Annotated in this window: 22 protein-coding genes and 1 pseudogene; 16 read left to right on the top strand and 7 right to left on the bottom strand. The window is 46.4% G+C overall.

The annotated features are described in order from the left end of the window. Nucleotides 1–93 precede the first annotated feature (93 nt). Nucleotides 94–1,272 (top strand): MalY/PatB family protein, encoded by a 1,179-nt coding sequence (locus GT1_RS09670; protein WP_188398531.1) that lies wholly within the window; start codon nt 94–96, stop codon nt 1,270–1,272. An 82-nt stretch (nt 1,273–1,354) separates the two neighbouring features. Here the strand turns inward: GT1_RS09670 and GT1_RS09665 are convergent, their stop codons facing one another. Beyond that, the gene (locus GT1_RS09665) at nt 1,355–2,611 is read right to left on the bottom strand and encodes an alkaline phosphatase family protein (protein WP_188398530.1); all 1,257 of its coding nucleotides are present in this window, start codon (nt 2,609–2,611) and stop codon (nt 1,355–1,357) included. Next, complete coding sequence (locus GT1_RS09660; RefSeq protein ID WP_188398529.1) at nt 2,608–3,396, bottom strand: hypothetical protein; 789 nt, start codon at nt 3,394–3,396, stop codon at nt 2,608–2,610. The genes GT1_RS09665 and GT1_RS09660 overlap by 4 nt, the downstream gene beginning before the upstream one ends. A 186-nt stretch (nt 3,397–3,582) precedes the next feature. Between GT1_RS09660 and GT1_RS09655 the strand changes: the two genes are divergently transcribed. Beyond that, nucleotides 3,583–4,203, top strand: a complete 621-nt coding sequence (locus tag GT1_RS09655) for a PHP domain-containing protein (protein WP_188398528.1) — start codon at nt 3,583–3,585, stop codon at nt 4,201–4,203. Between the two features lie 67 nt (nt 4,204–4,270). After that, complete coding sequence (locus GT1_RS09650; protein ID WP_188398527.1) at nt 4,271–4,975, top strand: DUF5714 domain-containing protein; 705 nt, start codon at nt 4,271–4,273, stop codon at nt 4,973–4,975. Between the two features lie 103 nt (nt 4,976–5,078). Here GT1_RS09650 and GT1_RS09645 read toward each other — a convergent pair whose 3' ends face one another. Next, on the bottom strand, nt 5,079–6,149 hold the full coding sequence (locus GT1_RS09645) for a uroporphyrinogen decarboxylase family protein (protein ID WP_188398526.1): 1,071 nt from the start codon (nt 6,147–6,149) through the stop codon (nt 5,079–5,081). 174 nt (nt 6,150–6,323) lie between these two features. On the opposite strand from GT1_RS09645, the gene GT1_RS09640 reads away from it, so the two are divergent. From GT1_RS09640 to GT1_RS09610, 7 genes are all read left to right on the top strand, one after another. Continuing rightward, nucleotides 6,324–6,989 (top strand): corrinoid protein, encoded by a 666-nt coding sequence (locus tag GT1_RS09640; RefSeq protein WP_188398525.1) that lies wholly within the window; start codon nt 6,324–6,326, stop codon nt 6,987–6,989. Between the two features lie 345 nt (nt 6,990–7,334). Then, nucleotides 7,335–8,198 (top strand): substrate-binding domain-containing protein, encoded by an 864-nt coding sequence (locus tag GT1_RS09635; RefSeq protein ID WP_188398524.1) that lies wholly within the window; start codon nt 7,335–7,337, stop codon nt 8,196–8,198. Next, complete coding sequence (locus GT1_RS09630) at nt 8,191–9,000, top strand: 4Fe-4S binding protein (protein WP_223226149.1); 810 nt, start codon at nt 8,191–8,193, stop codon at nt 8,998–9,000. The genes GT1_RS09635 and GT1_RS09630 overlap by 8 nt, the downstream gene beginning before the upstream one ends. Beyond that, complete coding sequence (locus tag GT1_RS09625; RefSeq protein WP_223226148.1) at nt 8,960–9,823, top strand: radical SAM protein; 864 nt, start codon at nt 8,960–8,962, stop codon at nt 9,821–9,823. Before GT1_RS09630 ends, GT1_RS09625 begins: the two co-directional genes overlap by 41 nt. Before the next feature lie 53 nt (nt 9,824–9,876). Continuing rightward, nucleotides 9,877–10,947, top strand: a complete 1,071-nt coding sequence (gene yedE / locus GT1_RS09620; protein ID WP_188398523.1) for a YedE family putative selenium transporter — start codon at nt 9,877–9,879, stop codon at nt 10,945–10,947. Between the two features lie 4 nt (nt 10,948–10,951). Then, entirely contained in the window at nt 10,952–11,158 is a 207-nt protein-coding gene (locus tag GT1_RS09615) for a sulfurtransferase TusA family protein (protein ID WP_075753580.1), read from the top strand. A 303-nt stretch (nt 11,159–11,461) separates the two neighbouring features. Further along, complete coding sequence (locus GT1_RS09610) at nt 11,462–12,973, top strand: methylenetetrahydrofolate reductase C-terminal domain-containing protein (protein WP_188398522.1); 1,512 nt, start codon at nt 11,462–11,464, stop codon at nt 12,971–12,973. A 68-nt stretch (nt 12,974–13,041) separates the two neighbouring features. Here the strand turns inward: GT1_RS09610 and GT1_RS09605 are convergent, their stop codons facing one another. From GT1_RS09605 to GT1_RS09590, 4 genes are all read right to left on the bottom strand, one after another. Continuing rightward, nucleotides 13,042–14,532 carry a BCCT family transporter gene (locus GT1_RS09605; RefSeq protein WP_075753584.1) on the bottom strand — a complete coding sequence of 497 codons (1,491 nt, stop codon included), beginning with the start codon at nt 14,530–14,532 and terminating at the stop codon, nt 13,042–13,044. Nucleotides 14,533–14,750: 218 nt separating this feature from the next. Beyond that, complete coding sequence (locus GT1_RS09600; protein ID WP_075753586.1) at nt 14,751–16,556, bottom strand: sigma-54-dependent Fis family transcriptional regulator; 1,806 nt, start codon at nt 16,554–16,556, stop codon at nt 14,751–14,753. Between the two features lie 179 nt (nt 16,557–16,735). After that, nucleotides 16,736–17,416 (bottom strand): DUF1638 domain-containing protein, encoded by a 681-nt coding sequence (locus GT1_RS09595; RefSeq protein ID WP_223226147.1) that lies wholly within the window; start codon nt 17,414–17,416, stop codon nt 16,736–16,738. Nucleotides 17,417–17,666: 250 nt separating this feature from the next. Continuing rightward, complete coding sequence (locus GT1_RS09590; protein ID WP_188398521.1) at nt 17,667–19,127, bottom strand: sigma-54-dependent Fis family transcriptional regulator; 1,461 nt, start codon at nt 19,125–19,127, stop codon at nt 17,667–17,669. Nucleotides 19,128–19,567: 440 nt separating this feature from the next. Here GT1_RS09590 and GT1_RS09585 point away from each other — a divergent pair, with 440 nt between their 5' ends. The 6 genes and pseudogenes from GT1_RS09585 to GT1_RS09560 all read left to right on the top strand — a co-directional run. Then, nucleotides 19,568–20,488: a tetrahydromethanopterin S-methyltransferase subunit H gene (locus tag GT1_RS09585; protein ID WP_188398520.1), complete on the top strand. Its 921-nt coding sequence runs from the start codon at nt 19,568–19,570 to the stop codon at nt 20,486–20,488. 36 nt (nt 20,489–20,524) lie between these two features. Further along, a pseudogene (locus GT1_RS09580) lies at nt 20,525–21,970 on the top strand (trimethylamine methyltransferase family protein); the annotation flags it as partial. A gap of 72 nt (nt 21,971–22,042) precedes the next feature. Continuing rightward, nucleotides 22,043–22,690, top strand: a complete 648-nt coding sequence (locus GT1_RS09575) for a B12-binding domain-containing protein (protein WP_075753596.1) — start codon at nt 22,043–22,045, stop codon at nt 22,688–22,690. Between the two features lie 108 nt (nt 22,691–22,798). After that, nucleotides 22,799–23,596, top strand: a complete 798-nt coding sequence (locus GT1_RS09570; RefSeq protein ID WP_075753598.1) for a methyltetrahydrofolate cobalamin methyltransferase — start codon at nt 22,799–22,801, stop codon at nt 23,594–23,596. A 582-nt stretch (nt 23,597–24,178) separates the two neighbouring features. Beyond that, on the top strand, nt 24,179–24,547 hold the full coding sequence (locus GT1_RS09565) for a GrdX family protein (RefSeq protein ID WP_188398518.1): 369 nt from the start codon (nt 24,179–24,181) through the stop codon (nt 24,545–24,547). A gap of 29 nt (nt 24,548–24,576) precedes the next feature. Then, on the top strand, nt 24,577–25,628 hold a 1,052-nt coding region (locus GT1_RS09560; RefSeq protein WP_188398517.1), incomplete at its 3' end, for a glycine/sarcosine/betaine reductase component B subunit.

Raw genomic sequence — 25,628 nt, 5'->3', positions numbered from 1 at the left:
AGCCGCCATCTCGGTTAGGGAAACACACAATTATTGTATTTTAATTATCTGTGTCAGGATAACACACAGAAAACTTGTTAAAGGTGATTTATCATGGAAACGCAATTTGACTGTATAATCGACCGTTACAAAACTGCTTCCCTCAAATGGGACAATGTCAGGTCAACCTTTGGGGTTGATGATGTTCTGCCTATGTGGGTTGCGGATATGGATTTTATGGCTCCGGCGCCTGTTCTTGAAGCAATCAGACAAAGAATTGATCATGGAATCCTGGGTTACACGGAGCGCCCTGATTCATATTTCGCGGCTGTCAGCGAATGGATGCTCAAAAGGTTCAACTGGTCAGTTCGCAAGGAATGGATTTATTTTGCCCCAGGCGTTGTTCCGGCAATAAGTTTTATTATCCAGGCATTTTCTTCGCCCGGCGATAAAGTTGTTGTCCAGCCGCCTGTTTATTATCCGTTTATGAACACAACCCAAAATAACGGGCGCCAGGTTGTTTATAACCCGCTAAAGATGGAAAACGGCAGATACACAATGGATTTTGACGACCTAAAAAGGAAGCTGGATCCGAACGTAAAACTTCTTCTTCTGTGCCATCCCCACAACCCGGGCGGTGCTGTCTGGACCAGAGAGGAACTTACGAAGCTTGGCCAGATATGCCTGGAGCATAAGGTGCTGGTCGTCTCAGACGAGATTCATGCCGACTTGATATTTAGGGGTCATACCCACATCCCATTCGCAAGTATTTCGGAGGATTTCGCCCAGAATACCCTTGTATGTACTGCGCCCAGTAAGACGTTTAACCTTGCCGGATTACAAACGGCAAATGTAATTGTGCCAAATCCGAAACTCGGTGAAGTATTTGCGGCACAAATGAAAAAAGTCCATCTGATACGGCCCAATGTTTTTGGCACTTTGGCAACTGAGAGCGCATACAAGTATGGAAGTGTGTGGCTTGAGGAACTTCTGGATTATCTGCAGGGCAACATGGAGTTCTTAGTAGACTATTGTGAAACCAGGATTAAGCAGATCAAAGTGATGAAGCCGGAAGGGACATATCTTGTCTGGCTGGACTGCCGCGGCCTAGGCATGAATGATGAGCAGTTAAATCAATTTCTGCTCACGCAGGCCAAAGTTGCTTTAGACGGAGGAAATTGGTTTGGCCCCGGCGGCGAAGGGTTTACCCGGATAAATATTGCCTGCCCCAGGGCAACGCTTGAAGACGGACTCAAACGGATCGAGCAGGCGATCAATACATATTGCGGGTAAGTGAGAATTACATGAAGAAAATTTTAGTGCCACCTTCTGTAAGCAGACAGGCCGCACCCGGCAATGGGTGCGGCCTGTCTGCTTAAAACTTATTAATGCTCTTCGGGATATGATTAAGACGCTTTGAACCTGCTCTGAAATTATAGAATTGTGCCCGGTCAGTCAAGTTCAGTATCATCTGCATTAAATCAGACCCGTACATTCTAATGGAGCCTTTTGTGCAGCTCCTTTCACCAAAGGCAGTTACATCATCTACCCGCACATTTTTCCCGATAAACATTATCGGAACCGGTTCACCTGAATGAATAAGACTGCCTGAGCTGGGAGTGGTGTGATCACCGGTCACGATAAGCAGTATTTTCTCATGCAGGGCACTGTTTACCAAGTCTTCAACCGCAGAGTCAATTTCCTCAATTACCTTTACCTTATTCATCGGGATTTTAGTGTGAGCAGCTTCATCGGTTTTTTTGGTATGAAGATGAACAAAGTCATATTCATTGTCTAAAGCTAACTTGACTCCGTCTTTAAAGTCCTTGTATCTGATAAAATCCATCCCGTGCAATTGGGCAATGCCATACATCAACAAACCGTTTCCAACTATGCAGGACTTCATGCCATGCTTTTCTTCAAAAGAAGGTATATCAGGCTTTTCTCCTGCCCATTTAGTAAGCAGGAAGTTCGCCAGAGGCTTCCCGTCTTGCTTTCTTTTTACATTTACAGGGGATGATCTGAGGCTTTCATAGACGGTTTTTAAATAGATATTAACAGCATCAGCAGTACGTATGGAAGCAATAGTATCTGATTCATACGGCTCGACCTTCATTACATAGCTGTCATCATAGAAGGGGTCGCTATCTGAAATCCGGCTGCTGATAGTATCGCCTGTAATCCTTAATACTCCGTGACAGTCATAAGATTGTTCCCATTCAAAGCGTATTCCGTTTATCGTTTGCGGGAGGGCGTTACGCAGCTCGTTTATTTCAGCCGGAGACAAGCCTTCTGTCCATCGCTGTCTGATGGATAACCCATGATTTTCTTCCACCCAGGACCAAGTGGTGCATAGATAGACGGAATTCTTTTCTATCGGCACATCCCGGGATAATGCATTTATTATTCCCCTGCCGGGAAACTCCTTCATATCGTAACCAAATAGGATAAAATGAGCTACCTCTGTACCAAGGGGGGTACCTTGCTTCCAGGGAATCATTATGCCGGTTTCGCCCGCGTTTGCTAATCTGTCAAAATTAGGTGTATTAGCATACTCAAGCGGTGTTTTTCCGTTCAATTCCTTGTGGGGCCGATCTCCCAAACCGTCTAATAATAAAAGCACAGTTTTCACAGCAAGCAACCTCGTCTCTTCAATTCATCCAGCATCTGTTTTTTAGAGGCATCAGGGTTATGTACAAGCAGGTTCCCCAGGATAATACATACAGGGAATAAAAAATCATTTAGATAGGTAGTAATCTTTTCCTTTTCATATAGTACCGTACCGTCTAGAGCGGAGTAATTTCCGCTGTAAGCACAAGTCTGATGTGCCTCTCCTTCCTCCCAGTCCCAGCCTATGAGCTGTTCAACATCATCTCCATTATCCCAGTTCCTTATTGGCATAAGTAAATCCACATTAAAGTAGGAAGCTGTTTTTTTATAGGAATTAAGCGCTTCTGCCGATTGATTTATTTTTATCCTGCCGTCATGACTTTCTCTTTCACCGGCAATTATCCTTTTCCCTAATTTTAAGGCAATAGGAATTCTGACAAGGTGAAAATAAGCATGGCAGCCGATACAGGGAGTATAAAAGCCGAATTTTTTCAGTAAATAATCTGTGAGCCTGCCGTTGATTACACTCCACATGTCGAAATTATTATAATAAACGAGTGGGAATATACTTTTCTTATCACCATATATCTCCTGAACTCTATTTCTCATCCTATTAAAGTTTGACTCTAATATTCGAAAATCGCCATATTCGGTGGGGGCAAAAGTAGCTATCGGCAGGATATGGCTGATAGTGTCATCCTCCAGTGCCTTGAGGATGGCAGCTACGCTGTCTCTTCCTGCAAATTCACCAATTACAGTATCTGGGGGAAACGTGAGTATCGCTTTATATATTTCGACAAGCTTCATAGTTTTGATTTCCTTTCAGCAAATTAATAATATGTAAAATATACCATAGGTGCATGCAGAAGAAATATATAAGGTCGGACTTTATGGAAATTTACTATTAACATATACTTATACTATAAAATATATTAATACATGTAACAATAGCAGGAAAATATGATATAAAGTATTTATGATGGGAGTGATTGTATGCTGATTGACTGTCATTTACATGATAGTAAATATTCCTGTGATAGTCATATGACGTTGCCTGAAGCCGTAAAACGTGCTAAGGAAATAGGACTTGATGCGATTTGTATGACAAATCATGATAATAATAAGCTTAGAAATGATATCGGCGATTCAGCGATGATAGAGGGTGTTCTTGTCATAGTAGGCAGTGAAATTTTAACCCATGAAGGGGACATATTAGTCTTTGGTTTACAGGACCTGCCTAATGAAAAAACCAGTGCAGAGGAACTGCTGACTCTGGTGAGAAGAAATAATGGTGCAACAATAGCAGCTCATCCATTTAGAAACAATAATCGGGGATTAGGCAATAACATCAGAAGACTGTCAGGGCTTTTATCGGCAGTAGAGGCGTTTAACGGCAGTACACTTGATGATCATAACCTAGAGTCTTATAGGCTGGCAAGGGAGCTTAACCTGCCGGTAATTGGCAGCAGTGATGCTCACAAACAGGACAGAGTAGGCAGGTTTGCCACTTTCTTTGAAGATACTATCAGAGATCACAGGGATTTCGTTGAAGCAATAAATCATGCTAATTATTATCCTGTAATGAATAAGGCAGGAGGTTTTGTTTTACCGTAAGCTTACGGCTTTATGCCCTGCCTTTATTTAAACCCATGGAACAGATTAATGCAATCGGGGGATTTGTATGGATATTAGCAAGGACTGTCTAATCTGTGGCGCGGCTTTATCATATCGAGAAACTGCAGCCGAACATATTTGTAATTATTGCCGGCAAGCTTTTACCGCAAATATCAGCTGTCCTGCCGGGCATTTTATTTGTGATAATTGTCATAGTTCGTCCGCAAATGAGCTGATCAAAACCTATTGTCTAACGGCAGAAGCAACAGATCCTGTGGCGATGGCCATACATTTGATGCATAGTCCTCAGATAAAAATGCATGGCCCCGAACATCATTTTTTAGTACCGGCGGTTTTACTCGCCGCCTATTATAACCATAAACAAAAACCGTCAGAAAAGGCGGCTAAGCTTGCCGAAGCTGAAAAGCGGGCCCGCAATGTCTTAGGAGGATTTTGCGGCTTTTACGGGGCTTGCGGCGCCGGGGTGGGAGTCGGCATATTTGTAAGTCTGATAACCGGGTCAACTCCGCTTGCTCAAACTACATGGAGCCAAAGCAATTTGGCCACAGCCTGCGCACTGCAGTCTATTGCCGGTTTTAGCGGTCCCAGATGCTGCAAGCGTGATTCCTTTTTAGCCATACTTGCTGCAGCAGACTTTCTTCATAATGTCTTTAACATAGCCCTGCCGGTTAAACAAGCTATTACCTGCGAATTTTTCAGCCAAAATAATGAGTGTTTGCAAACCCGGTGTTCTTTTTATGCCGGAGAGTGAAAAATTTCCGCAAATCGGTTACCGTCACAAGCTGACACAGAAAATAAAAAAGATAACCCTGGCGGCATTTGCTGCGGGGTTATCTCTCTTTAGCAGGTTAGTTTTAAACCAGCCGCTCGGGATCAATCGGCCATTTGCCGTATTGTCTGGCAGCGTCCATCATAGCAAGTACATTTTGTGCCGGTGTGCCTATCGAGAGACCGCAGCCGCTGGATAAGATAAATCCTTTGGGACTGTCGCAGGCTTTGTTCAGGCAGTCTTTCACCTCTGTGATTACTTGCTGGGGGGTTCCCTTCCACAGAGTATAAGGTTTTACATTTCCCGCCAGGCAGGCTTTATGTCCTGCTTTGTTTTTGGCTTCCGCCAGGTCCACCTGGTTATCTAAACTAAGTACGGTAGCCCCGGTGTCAACCATGTCTGCCAGGATTGGTATGGTATCACCGCAAATATGGAGAAAAGGGCCGCTGCCCCACCGTTTGCTAATCCGGTCAGAGTATTGCTTCAGGTAGGGTTTGGCAAATTCCCGGAAATGTTTAGCGCTAATCAATGTGCCGGAGGCTGTCGGTTCGGCGATGCTTGGTTTAATGCCCATATCGCACAGCGCGTCAATGAACAGCAAGGTGTTGTCAGTCACATATTGCAATAAACGGTGTACCTGAGCAGGATTGCGGCAGATATCCCGGAGAAATTTGTCAGTACCGCGAACGGCTGCTGCCGAAGTAAGGGGGCCGCCGACCGAGCAGCCTACGGCGGCGCGTTCTTTTACGGCATCCTGGACGATTTTGAGGGCTTCCAGGATGAGCGGTAACCGTCCTGAGCGGTAGGGATCGATTAACTCCATTTTGTCGAGGTCTTGATAATTGTCAAGCACCGGAGTTGCAACAAAGGGAATGCCATTTTCGGGAAATGCTAACTTGGTGCCTATGGCCTCGGCTATTCCAAACAGCCCTGGGCCGGAGCCAACAGAGTCGGTCTCGTAGGTTTCGAAGGCATGAATCTGAGCCTGGGCCATGAGTTTTGCCGAATGATAATATTGGGACATGGGGCCGCCGGCCAGGCTATAGACTTGATCGGTGACCAAGGGCATACAGGGTATCCGGTCAATAGACTCGCCTGCCGCGAAGGCTTTCATCCGTTCTTTGGGGGTCATTTGATCCTTCCAGGTAGTTTTCATGAATATATCCTCCCGCTTCTTTAATCACCCAGGTAAGTGGTTAAAGAATTATTAAATATATGTATAAACAATTATCTATAATAAATTAAACTCCTGCTAAAAAAGCAGGAGTTTAATTTAATGAAATAGAAAAAATATATAATTTTAATAAATTTTTTCAGGGAGAGTGCAGTTGTGAGTAAACAGAATATTTTGGACAATTTAGCCAATGCCGTCGTCGAAATGGACGAAGACGGGGCGCAGGAAGCGGCAAAAGCGGCAATTGCCGCCGGTATTGACGCCTATGAGGCAATTACGGCAGGCTTGGTCAAGGGGATGGGTATTGTTGGCGAAAAGTATGAAGAACAGGAATATTTTATTCCTGAGGTGCTGCTTTGTTCGGACGCCATGATAGCCGGCCTGGATATTCTTAAGCCTTGCTTACCCCAGAATTATAACCAAGACGCTGAAAAAGTAGTAATTGGTGTTGTAGAAGGGGATACGCATGATATTGGTAAAAATCTGGTCAAAATCATGCTGGAGACTGCCGGTTTTGAAGTGTATGATTTGGGCCGCAATGTTCCCTTGCAGGCTTTTGCCGATAAGGCGGAGGAAGTAGACGCCACCATTGTGGCTATGGCTACGCTGATGAGTACGACCATGGAGGGGATGCGCACCGTCGTCGCAGACCTGGAGAAACGCGGTATTCGTGATAAAGTTACCGTGATTATCGGCGGTGGTCCCATTTCCCCGGCTTTTGCCAATGAAATCAGGGCTGACCTGTATGCGTCAGATGCCAATGCGGCTGTCCGGCAGTTAAAGAACCGCAGAGAAACTGAGGGAAATCGCCAAGCAGGCTAAAAAAATTAAGTATTTAAGTATTATAGAAATTATCAATAGATATTGAGTTTATTTATTGAAAAACACAATTAGTGCATTTTAATTATCTATGTTAGGATAACACACGAAAAGCTTATTTTAGTAGATAAAATAGGCGTTGATGCATGGCTGATAACGTGGCACTGGGACTTGAGTTTTCCGGGGTATCATTATCGTGATGTCCAAGCGTCTGGGAGACAATCCAGGTGGATATGCCCAGACCGAGAGACCGGGCAATACCTAAATACGGGCAGTTATATTCAGAGATTCTCGCGATGCTGGATGAAGTTAGATAATCGGTTGCTATTAAAATAAAAGGAGTAAATTATGGTTGATAAAAAAGAGGGAATAAATCGAAGAAGCTTTCTCAAGGTGGGCATTGCCTCTTTTGCTGCCGCCGCCGCCACTGCGGTGCCTGGTATAATGAAAGCCGGGAAGTTCCAGGCTGATTCGCTGCAGGTATGGTCCTGTGGCGGGCTGGCTGAAGCCTTCGGGGAAGCCAATAGTCTGTATGAGCAGCGAAACGGTATCAAGATTAATTATACGGGGGCCTTCGCTGCCGCCCTGGGCAAATCGCTCATCGGCGGAGCGGTAACGGAAATTTTTGCCGGGCGGGTGCTGCAACTGGCTAAGACGCTGAGGTCTGACAATAAAATGCTTTATTTCAAGCCCCTGTGTTTTACCGAATATGTCCTGGTTACGCCGCGGGGAAATCCGGCGGGAATCCAATCGGTTCAGGATCTTGCCAAGCCGGGAGTCAAGGTTATTTTGCCGCTTGGCGCCTCGCCGCCGGGCGGAGATGCCGTCATGGGAATACTCAAAAAAGCAAATATTGACCAGGCCGTTCTTAAGAATATGATTGAAAAGGAAAGCTGTGTCATTAAAATGATGCCGTCAATCATAAAAGGTGAAGCAGCGGCCTCGATTGTGGAACGCCGTCTTACCACTCACACCGCGTTTGCCGGAAAAGTGGAAGTGATCTCCATTCCGGAAGCGCTTTTTCCACCTGGTCCGCTGACCTTTACCATTGGGGTGATGAAGTATGCCAAGGACCGTGTTTTGGCCGATGATTACGTGAATTTTATCTGTTCCGACGAGGCCCAGGCGATTTTCGGGCGTCATGGCTTCATTCCCGCCAGTTCTGAAAAAGGCCGGACACTTATTGAAAAGCTGGGGGTAAAAGATGTCTAATCAAACAATGACACAATCAGCGGGAATTGCCTTAACGAAGCTTCGGACAGGAGTTCAGCTGGCGATGCTGGCGGTGTTGGGGCAATGGGCCTATTATGGTGTTTTCCGCTGTCCGTATCTGATTCCCTTTGTGAGTTGCGAGACCTGCCCGGTCATTACCTGCTGGGGCAGGATTACTAGTTATTTTTGGGGCTTTTGGCTGCTCTTGCCGGTATCGGTTTTGCTTGCCGGACGGGCTTTCTGCGGCTGGCTCTGCCCCGGCGGGTTTGTCAATCAGCTTATCGGCAAGTTTTCGCTGCTAAAGCTGCGCAAGCGCAACCGGTTTGTGCGGTTTGCCCCGGCAGGGATGGCCATTGCTCTGGCGGCGGTAGCAATTATCTGGTTTGGGATGGATAATCCCCGGATGATGGTACCGATCCGGACAGGCGGCGATGTTTTAGATTCAGTCCGGCTTTCTTTTGAGCATGCTTCCTTTGCCTGGCTGGTTCGCACTTTTATTATTTTAGGGCTGGCAGCGGCAGGCTTGCTGGTAGCCAACCTGTGGTGCCGCTTTGTTTGTCCCACCGGCGGTTTACTTGAGTTGTTCAAAGGTATGGCCATTTTCCGTGTTTTCAAAACCAGTGCCTGTAATGACTGCGACGCCTGTCTACGGGTGTGCGAGATGGGAACCCGGCCTGATGAAACAAACTGTACCAATTGCGGCGATTGTCTGCAGTCTTGCCCTGTTGATGCTATAAAATTTGGAAAAAGAGGAAATTCGAATGAACAACATGCGCCCGATGCGCGAACGAAGGTCTTTTGATCAGCACCCTTGTTTTCACGGAAAGGCCAGTGCTCGCTGGGGGCGGATTCATCTGCCGGTAGCGCCTGATTGCAACATTCAGTGCAACTTTTGCAACCGACTTTATGCTTGCGTTAACGAAAGCCGCCCGGGAGTGACCCGGCATGTTCTTAAACCGGTGGAAGCGCTGATAGTTTTGAACAGCTTTCTGCAGCAAAGAACAGATATCTCCGTGGTAGGAATTGCCGGTCCGGGAGACCCGCTTTGCGACCCGGACCGAACCCTGGAAACGCTGCGCGCTGTTCATGCCGCTCATCCCGAACTGTTAATCTGTGTATCTACCAATGGGCTGAATCTGCCCGGCCATATTGACGAACTGGTTGCCGCCGGGGTAACCCATGTCACCGTAACGGTCAATGCTGTTGATCCTTATATCGGTCAGCAGATATATGGTTCAGTTACTGTGAATCACCGGACCTATCAGGGCCTTGAAGCCGCCCAAATTCTTCTCGGCCGGCAGGAAGAGGGCATTATTGGCCTGAAGCAAAGAGGTCTGATGGTCAAGATAAATTCGGTGGTGCTTCCCGGTATTAATACCGGTCATATTTCTTCCATTGCTGCCAAGGTGTCCGCCTGGGGAGCAGACAAGATGAACTGCATACCCCTGATTCCTGTCCACGATACTCCTTTTGCAGGGCTTGCGGCTCCCACAGAAGCGGAAATGGCCTGCATACGAAAATCGGTATCCTCTTATCTGCCGCAGATTTATCATTGCCGCCGCTGCCGGGCAGATGCGGCAGGTCTGCTTGGCGCTGATGACGCGGCAGGGTGCGCTTCTTTTTGATAGCTTCTTGCATTCTTATAAATATTTAAATATTATTTTTTAGGAGGGTTATTATGTATTGGATGCTCATTATTGCGACCGGAATTGTGTTTGGGCTGGGGGCAGTCCTACTGGTGAAAGCAGGCAATCCAGGCAATTATGGCTTTTGTGCCGCCTGTCATTTGCGGGATATTGCCGGAGCGCTGGGGATTCACCAGGCAGCGGTATTACAATACGTCAGGCCGGAAATTTTAGGATTTGTTCTGGCTTCTTTCAGTATGGCAAAAATCCGCGGTGAGTTCCGGCCGCGCGGCGGTTCAAACCCGGCGATCCGGTTTGTTCTCGGCGCGACGATGATGATCGGAGCGCTGGTATTTTTGGGTTGTCCGCTGCGGGGTATCCTGCGGCTGGCCGGGGGCGACCTGAACGGCCTGACAGGTCTGGCCGGCTTTGCTGCCGGCGTTGTCGCCGGGATTGTTTTTCTGAAGAATGGGTATAACCTGGGCCGGGCCCACGCTTATACCGGCGGGAAAAGCTCCACCGGTTATCTGGCGGCTGTAGTGGCAATTGTTCTGTTAGTAAGTGTGGCTACCCATGCGGCATTCTTGAAATTTAGTGTTAGTGGACCCGGCTCGCTCCATGCCCCGGTTATCGTCAGTCTGATAGCAGGGTTAATAGCCGGTGCGCTGGCGTGGCGGTCCCGGATGTGCCTGAGCGGCGGTATTCGCGACTATATTTTAGTCCGGGATACCTATCTGCTCAAGATATACCTTGTTATTTTTCTCGCCGCTCTTGCCGGCAACCACTATTTCGGCTTTTTCAAGCTGGGTTATACCGGTCAGCCGCTTGCGCATACCATGCACTTGTGGAACTTCTTTGGCTTGTTCCTCACCGGTCTGGCGGCTGTTTTGGCCGGCGGCTGCCCTTTAAGACAGCTTATTATGGCCGGTGAAGGCAATACTGATGCTTTTGTTTGCGTGCTGGGCATGCTGGCCGGAGCCGGTATTGCTCACAGCTTCAACATTGCCGGCAGTGCGGCAGGCGTGGCTTTGAACGGACAGCTTGCGGTAGTGGTCGGAATCATCATCACTGCCGGTATCGGTTTTGCCTTTAGAGAAAAACTGACTACAACTGTGGAGGGATGATAATATGGAAAAGAAGCTGGACCTCAGGGGCCTGAGCTGCCCGATGCCGCTGATGGAGACGCAAAAAGCGTTGGCGGAAGTGGCGGCGGTGACCGCCATTGTCGACGAACCTGCTGCTAAAGAGAACCTTATTAAATTTGCTAAGTCCAAAAATTATCAGGTGGAATGCACCAGCAATGGCGGCGAGTATACCCTGATAATCCGTAAATAACAGCTTGTTCATACATAAATCGGCTGGAGTTTTCTTTTCCCTTCTCCAGTCGATTTTTCTCTTTTTTACGCGAAAAGACGTATTGCTTTGCGACACGCCCCTCAAAATTTAGATAGAAAAAAGCGCAAAAATTGCCCTGCCGCTTTTATATTTGTAATTATTTTGTAATAATAGTATTGTGAACTTTATGAAAATGTTATGATTAATACGTTAAAATATATATACTTACCTCAAAAAACAATCAGTACCTGTGCGTAGTTGACATTTGACGAGAGGCAAGATAAATATGACGGAGGGACAAGTATGACAACTAAACCTTCTTTACGTGAAGCGTTGGCTGATTCGGCGCAACTATCGGTAACCTGGGAATTGGTTCCAGGGCGCGGCGCGCGGGAAAAGGCGCAGGAGCATCTTGTGAAAATGGCTGAGCTGGCGGCTAAAGACGCCAGGATTAATGCCGTCACTATTACGGACAACCCTGGGGGAAAGTCAGCCATTGCGGCCTATGCTATGGCTGTGGAAGCCAAGCGGCTGGGGATTGAGCCAATTGTCCATTATACTACTAAAGATAAAAACAGAAATGCCCTGGAAAGTGAACTGTATGCCCTGGACAGGGCTGATATTGAAAATTTGTTGGTGATGACCGGCGACTATCCCATCCAGGGGTATGCCGGCAATGCTAAACCGGTTTTCGATTTTGATGCGGTGCATGCACTCCGGATGATTACTAAAATGAATGCCGGTGCCTATACCAAGCTGCCGCCTACTCATTTTTTTGCCGGAGCTGTTGTTTCCCCCTTCAAATCAACAGAAGCCGAAACCATGGCACAATATTATAAACTTCATAAAAAAATCGCCAATGGCGCAAAGTTTATTATCACTCAATTGGGCTATGATGCCAGAAAATTTGATGAACTGAAAAAATATGTCGACATGCACAACCTGGCGGTGCCGTTAATCGGCAATATCTTTGTACTGTCACTGCCGGTAGCCAAGATGATGAATAAAAATTTGATTCCCGGCTGTGTGGTGACCGATTCCCTGGTGGCCAGGCTGGAGGAAGAAGCTACGCAAAGCAATAAAAAAGAGCTGCAATTGCTGCGGGCCGCCAAGCAATATGCGGTATTAAAGGGCTTACAATATGATGGCGTCAATATCGGCGGCCATGGTATGGGTTATGCCGATATACAGTATATTATGGAAAAAGGTGAGGAATTAAGCGCTGACTGGCAGGATATCGCGAGGACTGAATTTAATCATCCTCAGGACGGCGGCTTCTATTTCTTTGAACAGGATGAGTCAACCCAGCTGAACACCTGTCAGCCTGTTGACCGCACCCGGACAGGTTCGAGCAATTCCTCGCTAAGACTGAAGCTGATGGATATGGTGCATGAGACGGCGTTTGATCATAAGGCGCCCCTGTATCCCATGAACAAAGCTATTGCGAAATATATCGATAAATCCTGGCTGAAACAACCGTTTACCATAGCCGAATACACTACCAAAACAATGACGAACCAATGCCGGTTCTGTGGCGATTGCGCCATGCATGAGCTGGGGTTTATCTGCCCAATGTCTCAATGTCCCAAGCAGCAGCGTAATGGAGCCTGTGGCGGCAGCCGCGACGGCTGGTGTGAGGTCTATCCCGGCAAGCAAAAGTGCATTTATGTAACAATGTATGAAGGCTTTAAAGGGCACGGTAAAGAAGAACGGATGAAGGATAAATACATGCCGCCCTGCAATTGGGATCTGCACCGGACATCCTCCTGGCTAAATTATTTCAACGACAGGGATTACAATACTAATAAAGAGTAATAACCCAAAAAGGACAAAGCCGACCACTAAAAATGTGGTTGGCTTTGTCCTTTTACACCGTGTTGGCCTTACACCTTTTCCTCAGAAAGCGCTTTATATATGCTGTAACACATAGCCAGCATAATCAGCATGAACGGAAAAGCCGCGGCGATGGAGGCTGTCTGCAGGGTCTTGATGGCCGCAGTGCCACCGACCAGAATCAGCATGATCGTGACAGAACCCTGGGCAATGCCCCAGAACCCACGCAGTTTTTTACTGGGGTTCATGTCCCCGCCTGAGGTCAGCATGCTCAGTACAAAGGTAGCCGAGTTGGCGGAGCCGGCAAAGGAGGCTATAATCAGGAGCATTGCCAAGGGGGCGGTAATCATATAAAACGGCAGTTGTTGAAGTGTTACGTACAGGGCTGTTGTATAATCGTTTTTAACAGCTGCCTGAATGGCACCACCTGATAATACATCCAGCTGGAAAGCTGCCCCGCCGTATATTGCCAGCCATACAAAGCTAAAACCGACAGGGAGAAAGGTTGCGGTCAAAATGAATTCGCGAATAGTACGACCTCTGGAGATCCGGGCAATATACTGGCCGACAAAGGCCGCCCAGGCAATATACCAGGCCCGGTAGAAGATCGGCCACGCGGTAGTCCACTCAATGTTGGCCATCCACAGCGTCTGGCCGACAAAGTTTTGCATATACATACCCAGTGTATGGGTAAACAAATTCAATTGGAAAACCGCACCGCCGAACAGGAAGATAAATACCATGGAAGCAATCGACAGCCAGATCTTGATGTCGGCAACCATCTGCATAGCCTTATGCAAGCCGGAGACAGTGGCTAACGTGAAAATTACCGTCATGATTGCGATGACGACAGCCGTCATCGCCGGTGTTGCCGGAATTCCCCAAACATACTGCAAACCGGCGGCAATCTGGCTGGAACCCAGGCCTAAGCTGGTAGCCACGCCAAATATGGTGGCAAATACTGCCAGAATATCAATGGATTTGCCGATAGGCCCGTGAATGCGTTCACCTAAGAGCGGGTAAAAAGCCGAACTGATTAAGCATGGCAGGCCTTTCCGAAATTGGAAATAGGCCAGCGCCAAACCGCAAATGGTATAAATAAACCAGACATGGAGACCAAAATCATTAAATACTAACTGCATGGCCAGGAGCATGGCCTCCGGGGTTCCTCCCTGACCGACAGGCGGGGACATATAGTGCACCATGGGTTCTGCAATCGACCAAAAGATCAGGCTGATACCCATGCCGCCGCCAAAAAGCATAGTAAACCACTGAAAATCGGTAAATTCCGGTTTCTCGTCATCCTGCCCCAGCTTGATTTTGCCAAAACGGCTGAAAGCAACACCAAGGCAGGTCAATATAAAGATTCCTACTGACAATAGATATAACCAGCCAAAATTGGTAGTTAAAAAGCTTAATACGGCATTAGCCGCTTTCCCCATTTGCTCGGTCATGAATATGCTAAATGCTATAAACAGTAAGGCTATAGCGGCTGAAACGTACAAAACAATATTGCTTTTTGATCCTTGTTCGTTTTCCACAAATTATCTCTTCCCTTCCTAAAACGTGCACTATACCTCAAACACCTTTTGCCCTGTTTCACCACCACAGCTCTTTTTTCGATGCAATCCACATAAAGTGACATTTGCGTATTATAGGCACTATCAATCCCTCCTTTACCGATATGGAAATAATAAGTAGCAAGAACTGTGCCAATAAAAAAAACCGCTAACGCGGTTTTCGTAAAAAATGGTGAATTCTACTGTATATTTATACCCATCTCTTTAATTTTCCGATAAAGCGTTGAACGGCTCATACCTAAATATTTCGCAATATTTTCTTTGGCATGATTGCTTGTACCATATCTTTTTAATGCCTCTACTATTGCCTTTTTCTCTAAATCTGCGATAGATTGTACACTTTCCTGGGGCTGGGACGGTTGTAAGGCTGTAATATGCTTAATAATTCGATCCGGAAGATAGTTTGCATTAATCAAGGAATCTGGGCAAACATTAGCAGAATATTCGATGGCATTTTCCAACTCCCGCACATTACCCGGCCAGGAGTATTCAAACATTCTTGCCAGAGCATCCTTGGTATAGCCTTTAATTCTTTTCCCCAAAATCAAATTGTATTTTTGAATAAAACAATGAATAAGCAGCTCCAAATCCTCCATTCTTTCTCGCAAAGGAGGAATGCGGAAAGGTATAACACTCAAACGATAATATAGATCACTGCGGAATTGATTAGTTTGTATCATTTCTTCCAGATTCCTGTTGGTAGCGGCAATGATCCGGGCATCGATAACTAGCGGCTTAGTCCCGCCTACCCGTTCAATCGTATATTCTTGCAATACCCGCAAGAGTTTGACTTGTAAGTGCAAGGGCATATCACCGATCTCATCAAGGAATATGGTTCCACCATTGGCTAATTCAAATTTGCCTGGTTTGCCGCTGCGCCGTGCCCCGGTAAAAGCCCCTTCCTCATAGCCAAACAACTCGCTTTCCAGTAAGTTCTCAGGAATAGCCCCGCAATTTACAGCAATAAAAGGCCCTTTCTTGCGTAAACTTTCATGATGAATCGCACGGGCAAAAAGCTCCTTGCCGGTGCCGCTTTCACCGGTGATCAGAACCGTTGAATCGGTTGCCGCGACTCTGCACATTTTCTTTTTAATACTGGAGATTTCCTCACTTTGGCCAAGAATGCCGTCAAAGGTATACTTGCGTTCCGCATGGATAAAACGTCCGGCCAGCTTACGCATTTCCCCGATGGAGCGAAAGGAAAAAACAAAGCCGTTAATAGCTTCTCCATACTTTACTTCCGTAATGGTACTCATGAAATGCAAGGTTTGCTGGCCATATTTATAAAATATATCTTGTTCAATATAGGGCTTAGTCATTTTTAGGAGCCTGCCCATAGATATTCCTGCAAAAACCTCTTCAATCATATAGCCATTGAGCAGATTAGCCGGTACCATAAGAAGATCGGTGGCAGAGCGATTGACATGCGTTATTTTTCCATGATAATCGACCGCCACAATTCCTTCCCGGATAGAATTAATCAAGGTATCGAATTGTTCAACCGTTTTCTTTGATTGCTTATATAATGCCCGTTCATTGAGTTTTCCAGAAATTAGCTCTACTAAATGCTGTAAAAATGTTTCAAGCTTGGCAGAGTCCTTTAACAAATTCTCTTTTTGCGTGTCATCGAAGGCGTATAAGGAGATTGAACCGGCAAATTTAGTGCCAAGTTTAATCGGGTATAACAAGCCTGCCAATACCTTGCAGTTCTTCCGAAGACTACAATTCTGGCATAGCCTGCATTTCAGGGGGTCATATAATAAAAAACTCTTCTGCGTGCGGCGTAATTGATAATTGATGGTGCCTGAACCATAGACGGTTCCAATTTGATCTTTATACTTTCCCGTCCCTGCTAAGACCTCCAGGTACTCTCCTACAACAGCAACCTCATAATCAAGTACGGCCGCAAAGGCATCGGCTACCCGTTGGATATAATCCTGAATCGATTTAAGATCAATTATGTCTGAGCCATACTTCTTCAACATATTACCTCCTTTATTCCGGAGATCCATATTAATAGACGCAGCCCGCTTCCAATCTTCAACATCTCATAAGATTTTTCCTGCCCGGTATAAGCCATTTCGCGGTAAAATTTCAAATACATGTAAATAGCGATGTCCTCCCGGCATAGTCGTTGTTGCCGGTGACCGGAGGAGTCCTGCAGCTAATCAGCAGCAGTTGGGGCCAATGTTGGGTAAAAATGGCTTAGGCAGGTTTGTTGCCCAGGCTTGAGGACGATAAATTCCGAGGACCAGGGGCCTGTCAGCAGCAGGTGTATTAATCGCAGCGAACCCGGCATAATGTCATAGCGCATAGCGAATTTTTCACAGGAGTCTTTAATCTTGGGCAGTATATCTTCCAGATTATAAGCACCGGTATCGATGATCATAAACCGGGTATAATGATTCAGCATTTTTTTGACTAACCGCAGGGCCTTTTGCTCGCCGTAACGCTCGACCCATTCTGTATAAGACCACATTATATTGCCCTCAGGGTCTAGCCAGCCTTTGGTTAAAAAGTAGGTACTCGTTTCGCCGGGAATGCTTCGGCGGGTTTCTGTGGAGCCAAGCAGCATGGTAATGCAGTCGTCAATCCGGGGGATTACAAGTGTGGCTTTGGCGGATTTTATTCCTACCAGGCCGTTGCCGCAGCAGCCGAACAACATAAGAATGATATCGGCCGCCAGTGCGTCGATACACTCTTGAACTTTCCCGCGCAGCATTTCCGGAGAGTTGTGCAGGCCTGATTCCAAATATACTACCGGATATTCTATTCCCGACTCCCGCATGACAAGTTCCAACTCGTCTTTCATGGTTTGGCAAGCCAAAATTACCGTTTGCATCATAGTTACCTCCTAATGAGTTTTTATACAGCTACAGCCTGTTCTCAACCGGCGGAAGCGAGCATCCCTGTTTCAAATTTTTTGCATAATGCACATTATAATAATGCAAATATCGTGCCAAATGTTGTAACGGGAAAAACTGCATAAAAAGGCTAACTGATGACTGAGCCGCTTAAAACTCCCGGCTTCTGCCTGCAGCCTCAGGAGAAAGGTGAAAAGAGTTAAAAGCGGCTTAGTGAAAGTCGTGTTTTCTTTATAGGCTTGGCTTATATGTGGCCGACTTAATTCCCAGCTTGCGCAGCCGGTAATGCAGGTCTTGTCTGGATATGCCCAGTTGCTTGGCACTGTCACTCACATTGCCATTGTTAAACCTTAGAATCCCTTTGATCAAATCGGTTTCACACTGGCGCAAGTACTCTGTTAGCTGTATAGCCGCTGTTCTTTCAACTTCTGTGGAATTATTTACATTGCTTGCAAAATTTCCAAACATTCGTTTAAGCAAAAAGGAAGGCAAATCTTCAACCATTAATTCTGCAGCCGTATTTTCAACAATGCTCATAGCGCTTTCGATGGCGTGCTCTAGTTCGCGGATATTGCCCGGCCAGTTGTACTGGGAAAATAACTCTAACAACTCCGGGCTCAGTGTCTTAATATGTAAATTCAACTGCTTATTAAAGCGGGAAATGAACTCAAAGGCTAGAACCGGTATATCTTCCGGGCGCTCCCGCAGGGGAGTAATGTGCAGGATTACCGGTGTTAAACGGTAAAGCAGATCTTCACGGAACGAGCCTTTGCTTGCCATTTCATAGAGACTTTGGTTAGTTGCGCTGATTATCCGGCAGTTGATCTTACGTTCTTTTTTATCGCCGAGGCGCCGCACCCTCTTATCCTGTAATAATCTGAGCAGCTTGGCCTGCAGCGGCAGGCTTAATGAATTGATTTCATCCAGAAACAATGTACCGTTCTCAGCCTGTTCAAACAGGCCCGGCGTATCAATAGCACCGGTGAAGGCTCCCTTTACTGTTCCCAGAAGCAGGCTTTCCATCAGGGTTTCAGGTATAGCAGCGCAGTTGACGGCAACAAAGGGACGTGCGCTATAGCTGCTTGCATTATGGATGCCCTGGGCGAAAAGTTCTTTGCCTGTACCGGTTTCCCCATAAATCATCACCGTTGATGGAGTTGGTGCTATTTTTCTGGCTTGTTTGACCGACTGCCTGATGCTTTGACTGACACCAATGATGTCGTCAAGCGTAAAACTAGTACCGTTTAACCGGTTTTTAGATTTGCTGCGGTCAAAGCTATTCACAACACTTATTAATAATTCGTTTATGGACGGGAGATCCCGGTTAATCGAGTAAATTGCCGTAATTTCCCCATTTTCCAAAAAGGGATAGGAGTTGTAAACAATATCAACTTTTTTTCCGGTATATAACTGATATGTCATACATTGCCCCAATAATGGAGCTTTGCTTTGCAGCACGGCCCGGCGCTGGAGGTTTGACATCGGCGGTAATGAATATACCTCCGTATCTTTTCTGCCTAACATACTCTGGCGCTCAGTAGCCTCAATCCTCTCAAAAGCACGGTTATAAATCAGGATCGTACCATCTTTGTCTGCGGCATAAACTCCTTCCGATATCGCGTCAATAATTTCATGCAATAAGCGGTTTTCCCTACGCAGCTCTTCCAGACTTTTTTTCGCATTATCGGTCATATCGTGCCTCCCTTTTGCTCTGCAGGATATATATGGGATATATACCACATTACATGCAGTTTAAAATTTTTTCAATGAAAAAAAATTTTTCACTTAGTGTCTAACTGTTGATATATCCCTTTCGCCATACTTTTTTGGCAAAATAAATGACAAAAATTTTTTCACTAGATAAAAAATTCAGAATTAACCAGAAAACACAGTTCTGCGAAAATATTATGACTTTTCTCAAGGGTCTCATATTTTCAAGAAAACATTTCACTATAATCGCCATTTTGGCATGGTAATTGCATTACTAACAGGTGTATGGCTAGTCTAGAGTTTTTCGGTGGATTTTTTTGCCGGATATTATCTAGACACAGCAGTTCGAGGTTTAGCTAGCCATCACATTAAGTCAACCGATTATTTAAGTATACTACAAATTATTTAGGAGCGTGAGGCAATTGTTCAAGTTTACCGCAGAACAACAGGTGTATGACATCAATGGGGTGAAGATTGGAGGACAACCGGGCGAATTTCCCACCGTGCTTATTGGCAGTATTTTTTACCGGGGTCACAAAATTGTTCAGGACTCAGCCAAAGGTATCTTTGATGAAGCCGCAGCCAAAGCGTTACTTGACCAGGAAGCCGAACTAAGTGCCGAGACCGGCAATCCCCGGATAATCGATGTGCTGGGAGATACTCCCGAGGCCCTGGCCCGCCATGTGGAGTTCATTCTCAAACATACCGCATCCCCGTTGCTGCTTGACAGCGTAAGTCCGGAAATCCGGACAGGGGCATTAAAGTTGTTAGGTAAAGACCCGGCCATTATTAACCGCCTTATTTACAATTCCATCGAAGAAAACTACACCGAGGACGAGCTTAGCGTTATTAAGGAATTCGGGATAAAGACTGCCGTAATCCTGGCTTTTAGCAAAAAGCATCTTAAGCCTAGCAGCCGGCTAAAGCTGCTGCAGGGGGACGACAAACACGAGGGCTTGATTGCCGCCGCTAAACGCGCCGGTATTGAACAGTTTCTGGTTGATCCCGGTGTGCTTGATGTCGCCAGCAACAGCTGGACCACCAAGGCCATCTATGATGTAAAAGAACAGATGGGATATCCTGGCGGCTGCGCTCCCTCAAATGCGTTATACCTGTGGAAAAAAATGCGGTCCAAAGGTTCGCCTTATTTTGAAGCGGCAGGCACTGCAGTATTTACCTATCCGATAACCCAGGGGGCCGATTTCCTGCTTTATGGCCCAATTATGAATGCTCCGTGGGTATATCGCGGCATTGCCACAACTGATGCAATGATGGGTTATGCGACCAAGGTTGCCGGCACCAAGCTAGGCACTGCAGAGCATCCGTTATTAAAATTATTCTAACCCAATAGGGAACCCGGCAGGTTTTATAAAAAATATAAAGAGGTGCTTACCATGTTACCAAAATTTAATGTATTGACACCTGAACAGGTAAATCAGGTACATGAGCAGAGTATGAGAATCTTAAGTGAGGTTGGGGTAGTGTTTGAATACCAGCCCGCGCTTGATGCTTTGCAGGCTAAAGGGCAACGGGTAGAAGGGCAGCGGGTATATTTCCGCCGGCAATTTGTCGAAGAGCAGGTGGCAAAAGCCCCAGCCGAGTTTACTCTGCATGCGCGCAACCCCGAAAATAACCTGGTGGTTGGCGGCGAACATATCATTTATATGCCCGGCTACGGTGCGCCGTTTATCCACGAGGCTGACGGCACAAAGCGCAGTTCTTGCCTGGATGATTTTGACAATTTCGTAAAGCTGGCCCATATGAGTCCTGCTATGCACATGACTGGCGGCAATGCCGCCGAGCCTACCGAAATTCCTGATGAAATCAGACATTTGAAGATGGTGTACAGTTCCATAATTCATTCTGATAAATGCTTTATGGGAAGTGCTTCCGGTTATGACAAGGCCAGTGACAGTATCGAGATGGCAGCCCTGTTATTTGGCGGCAGAGAGGTAATTAAAGAAAAGCCGGCGTTAATATGCCTTGTGAATTCAGTTACCCCGTTAAAATATGATGACCGCATGCTGGGTGCTTTGTTTGCCTATGCGGAAGCAGGCCAGGCAGTGGTAATTGCTTCGTTGGTCATGGCCGGGTCAACAGGACCGGCAACTATGGCGGGTTCACTGGCTTTGCAGAATGCCGAAGTATTGGCAGGCATCACCTTGGCCCAGAGCATTAACCCGGGTACGCCTGTCGTTTACGGCTCGACTTCAGCTATCACCGATATGCAGACAGGTTCACTTTCTATCGGTAACCCTGAAGGAGCGCTGTTTACTTCAGCCAGCGCCCAGATGGCAAGATGCTACAGGGTTCCCAGTCGGGGTGGCGGCGGTTTGAGTGATGCTAAAATTGTTGATGCCCAGGCCGGTTACGAGTCAATGATGACACTGATGGCTGCCAGTACGACAGGGATTAATTTCGTTCTGCACACAGCCGGGATATTGCAGTATTTTATGGCCATGTCTTATGAAAAATTCATCATCGACAGCGAAATTGCCGGTATGGTTCTCAGGTATTTGAAAGGCATCGAGTTTACCGAGGACAAGTTTGCCTTTGATGTTATTGCCAAAGTCGGCCCGGGAGGACATTTCCTTACCCAAAAACATACCAAACAAAACCACGCTAAAGAGCTTAGACGCACCCAGCTCAGCGACCGGCTGTCTTATGACGGCTGGGCGAGAGAAGGGCTTGACACCAACAAGCGGGCGGAGCGCAAATGGAAAACCATGCTGGACGAATACCAGGCACCGGCGCTTGACAGCCAGATTAGCCAGGCGCTTAATGAGTTCATGAAGAAAAAGACAGCCGAGTATTTGCAAAGCTGATGTAAGTTTAATTTACAAAAATAGAAACTTTAATTTGTGCCATGAGCACAGCGAAAGGAATGGGATATTATTATGAGTGAAATTTTTGAAAATTTAAGGCAGGCTATTCTTGATGGTGATGAAGAGATGGTAGCTGAAAATGTACAGAAAGTTATTGATGACAAGCTTGATCCGGTGGCAGCCATTCAAAACGGTCTGATCAAGGGAATTGAAGAACTTGGCATAAGGTGGAAAGCCGGGGAAGCCTTTTTGCCTGATGTCATGATGGGAGCAGATGCCCTTAAAGCCGGGCTTGACATGCTGGAACCTGTTGTTGCCGAATCGGGTGCCACCGGCGGCGAAGCCAAAGGAAAAATTGTTCTTGGTCAAGTCGCCGGCGATATTCACGATATCGGCAAAAACATCGTTGGCGCCATGATGACGGCTGCCGGGTATAAAGTGTATGATATCGGTATTGACCAGCCGGCAGAAAGTTTCCTGGCCAAAGCTGAGGAAGTAGGCGCCGACATGATCGCCGCCGGGGCTCTCCTAACCACTACTATGGCCGCGCAAAAGGCGATTGTTGATTATCTCCGGTCCCAGAATGTCCGTGAAAAATATACTGTCATGATTGGCGGCGGCCCGACCAGCCAGGCATTTGCTGATGAGATTGGTGCCGATGCCTGGGCGGAGACTGCCGACGAAGCTGTAACTTTGTGTGATAAGCTTATTGCCGGCTAATACCATAAAAATGACCTGTCAATACAAATAATTGGCAGGTCATTTTTTTGCTGGCATAATTCTTGCAATTAAATGGTATGTGTCAATATTATAAAGGAGTGATTGAAAATGTTCATAGTTGGAGAATTGATCAATGCGAGCCGTAAACCTATTAAAGCCGCAATTGAAGCCCAAGACGCGGCGGCGATTAAAAAAGTAGCTGTAGATCAGTTTGAAGCAGGCGCCAATTATATTGATGTTAATGCCGGAATTTTTGTGCATAAAGAAGCCGAGTATTTAAAATGGCTTGTGGAAATTGTACAAGAGGCTGCAGACGCTCCCTGCTGTATCGACAGCCCGGATCCAAAAGCTATTGAAATAGCACTGGCCGCCCATAAAGGAGTCGCCATGATAAACTCCATCTCTTTGGAGAAAGAGCGCTATGACGGCATTTTACCATTGATTGCCGGCACCAAGCACAAGATAGTGGCTTTGTGCATGAGTGATGAAGGGATGCCTGAATCGTCAGATGCCAGGCTTGCTGTAGCAGATAAGCTTATCAATAGTTTAGTAAAAAACAATATCCCTCTTGACAATATTTATGTTGACCCGCTGGTACAGCCGGTGTCTACGAAAGATGAATTTGGCATTGAATTTTTAGAAGCCGTTGCAAGGATTATGACAACTTATAAAGGGGTTCACACCATGTGCGGCTTGTCGAATATTTCTTATGGTTTGCCCCTGAGGAAGCTCTTGAACCAGTCGTTTGCCGTAATGGCGATTGACCGGGGCTTAGACGGCTTAATCATAAATCCTTTAGACAAGCAGATGATGGCCAATATAATCGCCGCTGAGACCATTGCCGGACGCGATAGTTATTGTGCCAATTATTTAACCGCCTACCGGGCAGGTAAATTAGAAGGCTAAAAGTATGATAGTAGCTACCTGCAAAAAGAGCAGGTAGCTACTATCATATCCGGGGGCGAAGTAAGTCACTGGCACTGAAAATAGGGACATTGGGGAAAGGGGATGGCCTGCTGCGGGAAAACATGGAAGAGACGCTAAAAACGTACCCCTTTGTGATTACTTGCGGGACGGAGTTAGGCAATGTGGAGGAGTTAATCGGGGTCAGGCGAGCATGTTTTATAGTGATATCCAAAAATGAGACAGTTATCTTTACTTTGAAAGAGCAAGCAAATTGGGTGCTTTTTCAGTTGAAGCGCGAGGGCAAAGGCGCAGCAAAAACCAGCAGCTTTCCTAATTCGTCCTAAAATAAGACAGGCTGAATATAGCAATGGTAGCAGGCTGAAAGGAAGGTTCCAGTCTTTGGACTGGAAAAATTTGTCCGAAAACAAGACGAAAAATTCATAATTTTAAGACAAAACAGTGTTATACCTGCCCTAAATGGTCTTGGCACAGTAATTGCATTAAATATGTTTAAATAGTAATTCCCGGTAAAACTCCTCCGGCAGCGGGCGTTAAAATTTACTGAAAGAGGGAGTGCCTGTAATGAACTACCTGATCGTCACTAACAATCCCGCAGTAACGGCAAGCAAAGCTAATATGGTATTTGTGGAAGGCTCCGCAGCGGAGACTTTGATTAAGGTACGGGATTTAGTCCACGAAGGCTATGAACTAATCAGCCACCCGCTGGCTGCCAGCTTACGGATGTTGTTTTCGCCGTTTCGTTCTGTAATCTTAGGGAAGAAGCTGGCAAGGGTGGATGATGTCTCTGCCGTAATTATTGAGGACAGCATTAGTAAATACCAGCGGCATATGGAATTTCGCAAACCTGACTCTGCGCATGATGAAGATTACAAAATGATGGATCTGATACTTTTGGAAGCGGCGTTAGATGAGTCGCCCAACCTTTGGTGACTTTGGAAAAACAATAGGGGGTGAATGTTTTGAAGTTGGAAATTGGCCGGATTCATATTAAGGACATTCAGTTAGGCAGTGAGACTTCTGTAAAAGACGGAGTGTTATGCGTCGATAAAGAGGGATTGATCGCCTTTCTGAAGCAAGACGAAAGAATTAAAGATATCAGGCTTGATGTAGCCAAGCCAGGTGAAAAAGTAAGAATCATCCCGGTAAAAGACGTAATTGAGCCTAGGGTAAAGGTGCAAGGCGGTATTAACGGCTTTCCGGGGATTACGGCCAAGCAGGCGCAGTGCGGCGACGGCAGAACCCATGTTTTATATGGTGCCGCAATTGTAACCGTGGGTGATATTGTTGGTTTTCAGGAAGGTGTCATTGATATGTGGGGCGAGGGGGCCAGGTGGACGCCCTTTTCCAAAACCTATAATTTAACAGTGGATATTCAGGTGGCAGAAGGCCTGCAGCCTCATATTCATGAAGAAACCGTCAGGGTTGCCGGGCTTAGGGCAGCAGAGTTTGTGGGCCTGGCCGGGAATGTAACCCCGGATGAGATACTTACCTTCGAACTTGGCAGTATTTTTGCAGAAACCGCCAAATATCCTAATTTGCCCAGGGTGGTTTACGCGCAAATGAATATTACCCAGGGACTCTTACACGACACCTATATTTATGGTGTCAACCAGGCCAATATCCTGCCGACCCTGCTTCATCCCAATGAGGAATTGGATGGCGCGGTAGTCAGCGGCAACTGTGTTGCTGCTTGCGATAAGATTACGACATACCAGCACCAAAATAATTCCGTGATCTATGACCTGTATGCCCAGCATGGCAAGGAAATTAATTTCTTAGGAGTCATTATGGTACCTGAACACACGACCCTGGCCGGGAAGGTGCGTGCCTCCGATTATACGGTAAAACTGGCAACCATGCTGGGTGCCGATGCCGTGATTGTATCAGAAGAAGGCTATGGCAATCCTGACTCCGACCTCTTAATGATTTGTAAGAAGTGTGAGAAATCCGGTATTAAAACCGTTTTAATCACTGATGAATGTGCAGGCAGAGACGGTATGTCACAACCTTT

Origin of the sequence: Sporomusa sp. GT1 (assembly GCF_014634905.1) — a bacterium.
GTDB lineage: Bacteria > Bacillota > Negativicutes > Sporomusales > Sporomusaceae > Sporomusa > Sporomusa sphaeroides.
This window is presented reverse-complemented; position numbering and strand designations above follow the sequence as displayed.